The organism is Kitasatospora sp. NPDC022856, assembly GCF_055561235.1.
In genome coordinates this window covers 23,795-34,070 of the sequence record NZ_JBVHHE010000057.1, presented here as the reverse complement: position 1 = coordinate 34,070, position 10,276 = coordinate 23,795, and the positions used below count along the sequence as shown (strand labels likewise).

8 protein-coding genes and 1 pseudogene are annotated in these 10,276 nt (G+C 70.9%); 7 read left to right on the top strand and 2 right to left on the bottom strand.

The genetic code is table 11. The features are described from left to right. Positions 1-275: 275 nt before the first annotated feature. Complete coding sequence (locus ACZ34W_RS35280; RefSeq protein WP_465610086.1) at positions 276-482, top strand: hypothetical protein; 207 nt, start codon at positions 276-278, stop codon at positions 480-482. 330 nt (positions 483-812) lie between these two features. Here the strand turns inward: ACZ34W_RS35280 and ACZ34W_RS35275 are convergent, their stop codons facing one another. Beyond that, positions 813-1,058 carry a hypothetical protein gene (locus ACZ34W_RS35275; protein WP_465610074.1) on the bottom strand — a complete coding sequence of 82 codons (246 nt, stop codon included), beginning with the start codon at positions 1,056-1,058 and terminating at the stop codon, positions 813-815. 306 nt (positions 1,059-1,364) lie between these two features. Between ACZ34W_RS35275 and ACZ34W_RS35270 the strand changes: the two genes are divergently transcribed. From ACZ34W_RS35270 to ACZ34W_RS35250, 5 genes are all read left to right on the top strand, one after another. Continuing rightward, positions 1,365-2,348 carry a hypothetical protein gene (locus ACZ34W_RS35270; RefSeq protein ID WP_465610072.1) on the top strand — a complete coding sequence of 328 codons (984 nt, stop codon included), beginning with the start codon at positions 1,365-1,367 and terminating at the stop codon, positions 2,346-2,348. A 900-nt stretch (positions 2,349-3,248) separates the two neighbouring features. Next, positions 3,249-3,398 (top strand): hypothetical protein, encoded by a 150-nt coding sequence (locus ACZ34W_RS35265; protein WP_465610070.1) that lies wholly within the window; start codon positions 3,249-3,251, stop codon positions 3,396-3,398. A 190-nt stretch (positions 3,399-3,588) separates the two neighbouring features. Next, on the top strand, positions 3,589-4,869 hold the full coding sequence (locus ACZ34W_RS35260) for a hypothetical protein (protein ID WP_465610084.1): 1,281 nt from the start codon (positions 3,589-3,591) through the stop codon (positions 4,867-4,869). Next, a complete protein-coding gene (locus ACZ34W_RS35255; protein WP_465610068.1) occupies positions 4,866-5,432 on the top strand; it encodes a glycine-rich domain-containing protein in 567 nt (188 codons plus the stop codon). Before ACZ34W_RS35260 ends, ACZ34W_RS35255 begins: the two co-directional genes overlap by 4 nt. 125 nt (positions 5,433-5,557) lie before the next feature. Next, on the top strand, positions 5,558-6,763 hold the full coding sequence (locus ACZ34W_RS35250; RefSeq protein ID WP_465610082.1) for an MFS transporter: 1,206 nt from the start codon (positions 5,558-5,560) through the stop codon (positions 6,761-6,763). 99 nt (positions 6,764-6,862) lie between these two features. Here the strand turns inward: ACZ34W_RS35250 and ACZ34W_RS35245 are convergent. Further along, positions 6,863-7,861 (bottom strand): annotated as a pseudogene (locus ACZ34W_RS35245) (purine-cytosine permease family protein); the annotation flags it as partial. Positions 7,862-9,326: 1,465 nt separating this feature from the next. Here ACZ34W_RS35245 and ACZ34W_RS35240 point away from each other — a divergent pair. Next, entirely contained in the window at positions 9,327-10,115 is a 789-nt protein-coding gene (locus ACZ34W_RS35240) for a polysaccharide lyase (protein ID WP_465610066.1), read from the top strand. Positions 10,116-10,276: the final 161 nt, after the last annotated feature.

Below are 10,276 nucleotides of genomic sequence, written 5' to 3'. Positions count from 1 at the left end.
CCATCGCCACCCTGCTCTCCAAGGAGAAGGCGAACCCCGCCAAGTACGCCGAACTCGAGGTCCGCTCCCTGACCGGACTCGGCGCCCACTGACCCGACCGGGCAGTCCGCCTCGAACGACCTGCCGAAAAGCACCCGCCCGAATCACCCGCCAGACATCGAAGCGGCCTTCGCCTGATCCCGTGCCTCCGAGAAACACAGAGGCCCAGGCGAAGGCCGCCAGCCTGAGTCCGTCGCACGAGGACATCCGGCGCGGACCGGGCCGGTGGCACCCGGGTGATCGACACCGAGCACGGGGGAGGCCCGTCCACCCAGAAAGACCACGTACCTGGAGTTCATGATGAGCAACGAGAGCCTGGGCCAACCCGCGACATCGCCGAGGGCCGCGAGGTCGGCGACACCAACACCCTGGCCGACAGCACGGTGATGAACCTGATCCAGTCCCAGCCGCCCGAGTTCCCGCTGCGACGCAGCTGCGGCTGAAGCCGACCTCGGGCGCGGGGCGCGGGCCCGAGGTCGGGGGCCCGACAGCGGCGGTCCAGGCACAGCGGTCCGCAGGTCGCCGACCCGGCGGCGAGGGCCAGCGGCGGCCTCATGTCGGCGGCCTCCCCCTTGACCACGTGCCATCGTGCGCGAGCAGCGGCGCGTGCGGTTCCAGGACCGGAAAGAGAGGTGGCCGTCGTGGAGCAGGACGGCGCATACCCGCACGCGGACGGGCCCGGCCGCCCTGCCGCTGTCGGCCGTCGGCGCCTCCTTTCGTAGGCCCGGGTGAGCTGCGCATCGGTCGGGTACCGCCCCGGGAGTCCCTCCCGCCTACCGGTCGGGCAGCAGCTCCGCGAGCATAGCCACGAGCGGGTCGAGCTGGTCGGCCTGGACGACGACTGCCGGGCCGGTCCCGTACTCGGCGTCGTCCAGGCGCAGCACGGTCGCACCGGGGCCCCGGCGGCGGTATTCGGTGGGAAGCAGGTCGAGCAGCTTCTCCAGGACGCCGGCGAGCTCGGCGCGGGAGTGGTCGATCACGTCGACGGACAGGGACGCCTCAGGTGCGGGAATGGTCATGACAGCCATACTGGCGCGTCGGGCACTGGCAGCGACAGTCGTCCGGCCGAGGATCACCGGAAGGAAGTAGGGCGCCCGCGGACACGGGTGCGGATCAGTGGACGGCTGAGCGATGTGGTGTGCGGGTCGGTCTTCTGACCGTCGATCGAACAGCCACAGCACTCCCATGTGATGTGACGATGTGATTCCGGACAGTGATCGGGCAGATCGGGACACCACCGTTCAATACCCCCCCTGCCTGGTGGAACGCCCACCACGCTTGGCCCCGGCACGGCCCACCGCCGCGCGCTGCCACCGGGAGGGCACATGACGAGGACCGCCGACCAGATCGCGCTTCTCCGGACCGAAACCGCCCCTGCCCTACTGAGGGAGCTGCAGGGGCTCCAGGCAGACCGCGAGGAGTTGCGCGCCCAGCTGGCCACGACGATCAGCCAGGGCCTGGACGAGACCCGGGTCCAGGTACTTCGCGTCCTTGACCGCGATCAGCGTGAGCTTGCCCAGGCCCGCCAGGAGATCGGCGCCCTGCGCCGCGAGCTGGCCGAGGCCCGGGCCGCCTGGGAGACCAGGATCGCCGAGCTGACGACACCCCCGGCCGCCCAGCCCGACGCCACCGACCCGGTGGCGGCAGCCGAGACCTTCGCCCAGGTCCAGGCAGAGACGACCGACGCCGCGAACCCGGGCGCTGACGTAGGCGCCCCGACCACCGAGCCCGCGAAGGAGACCGCCGTGTCCGACCAGCAGCCCGACCCAACCCCCGACACCACCGAACAGGCCGCCACCGCCATGCTGACCGAACTGACCACGGTCGCCGGGCACCAGGTACCGATCCCCCAGCCGGCCGCCGCCGTGGCCCCGACGTCCCCGCAGACAGCGGAACAGGCACGGGCCTCCCTGGAAGCGGCACTGTTCGACACCCTGAAGACCGCCGCCCGGATCAGTACCGCGGAACTGGCCTGCCACCCGCACACCTGGCAGTTCATCGCCTCCCGTACCGCGGCCGCCGAGTACTTCCAGCTGCCCTCGGCCGAGGGCGACGGCAAGGACGACATGGTGACCGTCCGACTGCCCGGACTCAGCCTCATGGCCGCCGTCAACTCCCTCTTCAACACCTACTGGGAAGCCAGCACCGGCCCGGTTCGAAACCTCCAGGACAGCGCCATGGCCCTGGCCTACTACATCGACCTGTCCAGCGCGATCCGCCGCACCCAGCCCGCCGACTCCGGCACGCAGGTCGACGGCCGCCCCCTGACCCGCATCGTCATCGACAACCGACCCGGCCAAGCGGCCTGACCCGCCCGGACCGCTCCCGGCTCACCAGCCGGCGTAGGTACGCCCATGGCCGGGGTCCCTCACGTCGACCAGCGTGAGAGACCCGGCCGATTCGTCGACGCGACGCGGCCGGTCGGCCTCGCCGGGATACGTCGCTCGAACCTGGGCAGCAGCGGCGCAGGCCCCGAGGGATTCCGTGGGAGCGCAGCCCGTGGTGGCCGCGGGCCGCTACGGGGCGGTGGTGGCCGGGTGTCGTCCACCAGGACCTCGGGCGCGGTGATCAGGTAGATGAGCCGGCCGTCCGGGGCGAAGCCTTGGGGCCACTCCGGAACTCCCGTGCCGGTCGGGAGATCGGCGCGGACGACGCCGAGCCGCATGTCGAACGACGCCGAGCCGGCTGCTCGTCGGCCTCCCCTCCCCCGTGTGGGCGCGCCGCCCGTCGCAGCTGATCAGGGCTCGCTGCGCCCGGGCGACGCCGGGCGACGGCACCAGTCGTTCCACGCCTCCGCCGGGCGGCTTGCCGCCCGCGGCCGATGGCGTCTCGGCCGCAGTCGCCCCGGCCGTGGCCGTGCCGACGCCGGGCCGACGCCGGGGCCGACGCCGGGGCCGAGGAGAACGCCTGCGGCCACGAAGGCGGCCGCAAGCAGGGAAGCAGCCAACGGGCCACCGCTGGAGGTGAGTTCATGGAAACAGCCTCTCTCCCGGGGCGGAATCGCCGACCTGCCGGGGCCATGGCATGAAGGTGCCGGGCCGGTTCGATGTGCGCCCACCGGCCGCGGTTCACCGGGCGGCGATTATCGGCCTGGCGCACCACACCACCGTCTGATGACCTGTCATTGACATGAGCTTGACTATCACTTTAATGTCGCGGTGGCGGCGACGATCGCACCGTCGGATTACCGGCACACCTCGGAGGCCTGAATGGAACAGCTCATCAAGAAGATGACCCAGGACGACAAGTGGAAGGGCTGGGTCGACGCCAACTCCGGAAGCACCGCCAAGGACGGCTGCATCAGCACGGCCCCCGGGTCCGGGTGCAGCAGCGCGGCCAAGACCGGCTGCATCTCCTGACGCGCCCACCCGCGCCTGACGGCACAGGTCCGCCCCGGGCTGCGCCGCCGAGGTTCGGGCCGGCCGGGACACCCGGTCGGCCCGAACCTCGGCGCACCCTCCCCGACGCGTACCGTCCGTGCCGAGCGCCGTCCGCATCCCCGCCCCGAGGCCGGGGAACCGGAGCCCCAGGCACCGACCGGAGGTGACATTGAACGGCCAGCCGACCGCCGACGTGCTCGACCGGATCAAGGACATTCCCCTCTACCGCACCTCGATCGAGCAGGGTCATTTCCCCATTCTGGAGAAACCCGAGATCGCCCGCGGATTTCCCGACAACTGGATGACCCCGCAGCTGTCGGCCGCCCTCGCGGCCGGTGAGGCGGAGTTCGTGCTCTCCACCGGCACCAACCACGCCCGCATGCAGATCATCCGACCGCCCTACTTCCTGCTGAAGTCCTACCACCGCCTGTGGAGCGAGCACTCCGATCTCGCCGACACCTGGCGGGAGGGCTGCCACCGGGTCTCCCTCACCACCGTCCTGGCCACCGAGCACGTCGCCCGCGTCAACGCCCGCAAGCGGGGCGAGGAACCCGCGGCCGAACCGGACCCGCGGGACCGCCGGCTGGACGACCGCACCTTCTACCTCAACCTGCGGCTGGACCCGGACCACTGGCAGCGGGCCGACGTCGAGCGCATGCTCGCCGAGATCCGAGACGCCGCACGCGCGCATCCGCGCGGCCGCTACCTCCTCGACTGCTCCTCCTCCCACCTCGCCCACCTGGTGCGCAAGGCCCGCGCCTGGGGCCTGTGGGAAGGATTCCCGCCGCCGGCGGCCGTCGTCCACGCCTACGAGTACACACCGGCGAACGTGGCCCGGTACCTGCGCGATCACTTCGACTGCCCGATCGTCGACCTGTTCGGCAGCACCGAACTCGGCTACCTCTACTACAGCGACCGCGGCGGCGACTACCGGCCGTACCTGCACGACATGAGCGTCGAACTGCTGCCCGTCGCACCCGGCAGCACCATCCACAGCCTCATCGTCACCAGCGTGCGCAATCCCTTCATGCCGCTGGTCCGCTACCGCTCGGGTGACTGCGTCCGCACTGCGGACGGCAGCACGGACCCGGAGCGCATCACCCGCTTCTGCGGCCGCGAGAAGGAACTGCTCGCCACCCCGCACGGCCCCCGCGCCCAGGGCGACCTCGACGACGCCATCAGCGCCGCCACCCCGCGGGTCTTCCTCACCCGCCTGCACCTCGAAGGGCCGGACGGGGCCGTCCTGCGCTGCACGACCTTCGACGCCGCCCCGCTCACCCGTGCCGAGAGCGACGCCCTGGCCGGTGCGGCCGGCGAACTCACCGGCCGGCGCTGCCGCGTGGAACACCACGACCACCTGCCCGTCGGCGCCTCCGGCAAGTACGCCTGGCTCACCGCGTCCCCGACGGCCGCCACGATCCCGACCCCGTCGGCCGGAGGCGCCCGATGACCACCCAGTCCGATTCCCAGTCCGATTCCCAGTCCGAATCGCAGGCCCGGTCCCAATCGCCGGGTCGTGTCACGGTCACGGACCTCAAGGTGCTCCTCGGCGACGACCTCCACGCCGAGGTGGTCGCCCACACCGTCACCCGCACCGGCTGCGCACCCGCCGACGCCGAACGCCAGGTCACCGAGTGCCTGCGCTACCTCTACCTCGTGTCCCGGCACCGAGAGGAGCTCGCCGGCCTCTTCCTCCCCGTCGAGCAGCACATCGACGAGATCTGGCACTACCTCATCCTGCAGACCCGCGAGTACCGCGCGCTGTGCGAGGAGCGCCTGCCCGGCCGGTTCTTCGTCCATCACCGCGGCATCCCGTACGAGTCCTACCAGGAGGAGTCCGGCCGCCGGCAGGCCGCCGAGGAGGCGCTTCGCTGGATCCCGCTCTACTGCCGTGCCTTCGGCCCCTTCGACGAGGGCGCGCTCGCCCACTGGACCATCGTCCGCTACCTCCACGAGCAGATGGACATGTCACTGGAGGAGATCTCAGCGCTGAGCCCCCTGGTGGGCTCGTGACCGCCACCCCGCCGACCGCCGCACCCCGCCGACCGCCGGGACCGACCAGGGCCGGTCCGGCGGACCCCGCACCGGCGGGGCACCCAGCGCCACCGGAAGCACCCGAGGCCCCCGAACAGCGGCGGATCCTGGCCGTCCTGGTCGCATCGCAGCTGGTCAGCGGCGCCGGACTCACCGCCGGCATCGTCGTCGGCGCCCTGCTGGCCGAGCAGATGCTCGGCTCCCCCAGCCTCGCCGGCATCCCCACCGCCCTGTTCACCGGCGGATCGATGCTCGGCGCGCTCGTCGTCGCCCGGCTGTGCCAGCGGCGCGGACGCCGCCCCGGACTCGCCGCCGGCCACGCGATCGGCGCCCTTGGCAGCATCGGTGTGGTCGCCGCCGTGGCCCTGGACCAGGTCGCGCTGCTGCTGCCCTCGCTCCTGGTCTACGGCGCCGGCACCGCCACCAACCTCCTCGCCCGCTACGCCGGTGCGGACCTCGCCGCACCCCACCGCCGCGGCCGCGCCCTGAGCCGCGTCCTGCTCGCCGCCACTCTCGGCGCGGTCGCCGGCCCCAACCTCGTCCCGGTCACCGGCGGCCTCGCCCGCGCCTGGGGCATCCCCCCACTGGCCGGACCCTTCCTGCTCGGCGCCCTCGGCTACACCGCGGCGGCCGTTCTCCTCACCGCGCTGTTGCGGCCCGACCCACTCCACCTGGCCCGGGCCCGGCTTCCCGCCCCGGGCGGCCCCGACTCCGCCGACGAGGCCGAGCCGGTGCGGAAGGACCCGGGCCGGCCACGAGGGCCGGGCGTCGCCACCGGCCTGTGGATCATGCTGCTCGGCCAGCTGCCCAAGGTCGCCCTCATGACGATGACACCCGTCCACCTCGCCGCCAACGGCCACGGCACCGCCACGATCGGCCTGGTCGTCTCGCTCCACATCGCCGCGATGTTCCTCCCCTCCCCGCTCACCGGCCTCCTGACCGACCGCCTCGGCGCCCTCCCCGTCGCCGCCGCCTCCGGCGTCCTCCTCTGCGCGGCCGCACTCCTGGCCGCCGCCGCGCCGGGCGACTCCGTGCCCCTCCTCGCCGTGGCCCTCACCCTCACCGGCATCGCCTGGAACCTCGGGCTGGTCAGCGGAACGGCCGTGATCACGGCCGCGCTGCCGCCGGGGCGTGGCGCCAACACCCAGGGGCTGGCCGACGTCGGCCTCGCCGTCGCGGGCAGCGCCGGCGGACTGCTCTCGGGCCTGGCCGTCACGGCCGGCGGCTACGACACCCTCGCCCTCGCCTGCGCGTCGACGGCCCTCCTCGTCACGCCGCTGGCTGTGCGTGCGGCCCGGTCCGCGGCGTGACCCCCCGGACGCACTCCTGCGGATTCGAACAATCCCGCCGACGGCCCCGCTCTGGCCTGCCGTCTTCCGGCCGGACCAATGAGCCTCGGCGAGGCCGGATCAGTGGTGGGCCGTAGGGTTCTCGTGGGGTGCGGTGGTCGGCGGGTGGATCATGTCCTTGGGTGCCCTGGTCCGGCTTCGGGCCCAGGGGTAGTAGACGGCGGCCGTAACAACGAGGCCGACGATCCAGGAGATGTCTGCGCCGCCCAGCGCCTTGGTGACCGGGCCGGAGTAGAGGGACTGGGCGAGGAAGGGGATCTGGGCGGCGATGCCGATTGCGTACGAGGCAAGGGCGATCATGTTCCAGCGTCCGTAGCGGCCGTCGGGGTCGTACAGGGCGGGGATGTCGACGCGTTCCTTGGAGATCAGGTAGTAGTCGACGAGGTTGATCGCGCTCCAGGGGGTGAACACCATCAGGAGGGTGAGGACGAAGTTCTTGAAGGTGCTGAGAAAGTCGTGACTCGCCAGCAGCGCGACGAGGGTCGCCGCCGCGAGGAAGCCGCCGATGTACGCCGCACGTACGGCGGAGGAGATGCGGCGTTCGCCGGTGAAGGCCGAGACCGTGGTCAGCGCGGACATGAACCCGCCATAGGCGTTGAGGCAGTTGACGGTCAGCTTGCCGGTGACGATCACCAGGTAGACCAGTACGGCGAACACGCCGCCGCCACCGAGGTCTCCGAGGAAGCGCACCTGGTGGCCGAGGAAGCCGCCGCCGTCCGCCAGCGGGATCGAGGCGGCGAGAACCCCGAGGGTCATGGACCACTGGGAGCCTATGACGCTTCCCCAGAAGGTGTAGCGGAACGTCGTTCGCTCAGGGGTCTCGCGCGGCAGGTAGCGGGAGTAGTCGGCGACGTACGGACCGTAGGTGAGCTGCCAGCCGGCGCCGAGCGAGATGGCGAGCAGGAACGTCGCGGCGCTGAACGGCTTGACACCGAAGACCGGTCCGAGGTCGTGGATCGTCAGCAGCCGGATCGCGAGGTAGCTGAATCCGAGGGCTCCGAGCACGGTGGCGATTCGCCCGAGTCGGTGGATCTGGCGGTAGCCCATGACGGCGACGGCGGCGGTGAGGGCAGCGAGCGCCGAACCAGAGGGTGAACTGGCTACGCGGAGTTCCGTGTCGTTCGTTCGGGGGGACGACGTCGATCGTGCGCCGTTCCATGGAGGGGGTCGGCCGGACCGAAGGTCTCATGCTGCTTCCTTCGAAGGAGGGGAGAGGGGTTCGGGCGGTCGGAGCCGTGCGGGCGGCCTGTTCGCATGACCCTTGTCATGCTCAGCGGGAGGCGAGAGCCCTTCTCCGACGAGTTTCGAGGCCGCGCGGGGCCGGGACCCTGACGCGGACCGTGCCAGACGCGCCCGGGCTGAATCCCGGGCGAGCGGTAACCCATACATGTGGAGCAGGCCGGCCAGAGCGGCCTCGACGAAGACGGGGCTGGCCGTGGGGAGGGTGACCCGGTAACCGACGCGAGCGAACGCCGTGGTGTGGCGACCTCGCCACGGACAGCGCTGGCTGCGGACCACCGCACCGTGGTCCTGGTCCGCTCCTGTTCGCATCGGCGAACACGGGTCGTCCGTGCGGACAAGGTAGACCCGCCGAGCTGGGCCCGTCAACGGCTCCCGGGTCAAGAGAATGCCCTTCCAACAGCCGTTGACCTGCGACTGGTTGCCGACCTACAGTCATACATTTGCCTGAATGGATGAATTCACCACCCCTGCCCACCCGCGTCCGGGCCGGAACCCGCCACTACCGAACGGACCCCACGAGACCGGGTCGTGCGCCATCGGCGTAGCGGCTTCAAGACGCTGGGCGGGACCGCACCCGGTACAACGTCCCGCCCGCACCATCCGTCCAGCCTCACCTCGTGCCAGCTGGACCAGCACACTCCGTGCATCAACTCCCGCTTCAGGGAGGCGAAGAAGCTCTCCGCGGCGGCATCTTCCCTTCCTGGAGCTACAAGGTCCAGGTGTCAAGGGCGTCCACGTCGCGGGGCAGGGCTCAACTCATAGGCATCGGCCGTTCTCTGGTTCTTCGTGACTCGACATCTCGAAGCGTGGAGAGCGGCCGCATCTGCTGCCTGTCGGAAATAACCGCAGATCAGCAGGTCGAGTGACCTGCGAGGTCGGACAACAAGCTAACACATTGATAACAACCCAGGACGGGCAAGCGGCACGGCGCTCCTTCCCTAGCAACCGACTCAGGGGCGACCGTCAGTCACCCTGTTCGACCAGGGTTCGGTTGGGTTGGCAACGCCTCAAGGTTCCGTCGCCGTCCGATCGGGGTGGCAGTGGGCACGCGAGGTGGGGATGGCACTGGATGTTCCGAGTGAGGGAGGGCCTGGCGATGGGCTTGGCGAGGAATCGGGTCTGTTTGGCAGCGCTGGCGCTGGCGTTGGGGGTGGGGCCGACCGTCTCGGCGTGCCAGGGCAATGGTCGCCGTGACCACGAAGCCGCGACGCCCGTTGGGCCCTCCGTCACGTCGCCCGCGCCCGCAGGCTCGTCGTCGGCCGCTTCGGTACCGGCGGCCAGCGTGTTCTACGAGGGGTTCGAGCAGGTCGCCGACAACGGTTGGAAGGTCGGCGTCAACGACATCTCCGACGGCGACCGCCAGCAGCCCCTGTCGCAGCTGACCCAGAAGGCCGGCAGTGCGCTGCGTCAGACCACTTCACCGGTGCGGGACGGGCAGCACGCACTGCAGGCCACGGTGCCGCACGAGCTGGGCAGCTTCCGCTCCGAGGTCGCCCGCCCGCCCGTGCCGATGGGCTCCGAGAACTGGTACGGCTTCAGCATCTACTTGCCGCAGACCTGGCAGGTGGACCAGCAGAGCACCATCCTTGCCCAATGGCACGCAGAGATCGGTCAGGACGCCAAGGACCAGGACGACGACATCAAGAACAACCCGCCCGTCGCGGTGAGTGTCAAGGGCAACCAGTGGATGCTCGACCTCCACTGGAACAGCCAGGGCGCCGCCTCGACGGGGCCCGGATCCGGCACACGTGCATACACACTCGGGGCCATCCGGACGGGCGTGTGGTGCGATTTCGTACTGCACGCCATCTGGTCACCGACCGGCAACGGGCTGATCCAGCTGTGGCAGGACGGCCAGCAGGCGGTCAGCTACACCGGGCCGACGGAGTACAACGACAAGCAGGGCCCCTACTTCAAGATCGGCATCTACCGCCCCGGGTGGAAGATGAAGAACGCCACCCAGTACGCCCAGGACACTGCCACCACCGGACCTCTCACTGTCTACGACGACGCGGTACGCATCGCCCAGGGACCCGCGACCTACCAGGACGTCGCAGGGGCCGTACGGTGAGCGGCACCGTCCCGTAATCGGTGGCAACGAAGGGTGACAGCCGTCGTTGGCATGGCATGCGTGACGTCAACGAGCTTGCGGGAAAGCCACGACGTTGGCCCGCACCTGGCTGTGGCCGTTGTCGTCGAGGAGCTTGCGCAACTCCCGGCAGTCGATGACGG

What these genes read in the sequence shown, in the direction of transcription:
- ACZ34W_RS35275 (WP_465610074.1), bottom strand. Translation starts at nt 1,058, where the DNA reads ATGACCATTCCCGCACCTGAGGCGTCCCTGTCCGTCGACGTGATCGAC.
- ACZ34W_RS35270 (WP_465610072.1), top strand. Translation starts at nt 1,365, where the DNA reads ATGACGAGGACCGCCGACCAGATCGCGCTTCTCCGGACCGAAACCGCC.
- ACZ34W_RS35265 (WP_465610070.1), top strand. Translation starts at nt 3,249, where the DNA reads ATGGAACAGCTCATCAAGAAGATGACCCAGGACGACAAGTGGAAGGGC.
- ACZ34W_RS35255 (WP_465610068.1), top strand. Translation starts at nt 4,866, where the DNA reads ATGACCACCCAGTCCGATTCCCAGTCCGATTCCCAGTCCGAATCGCAG.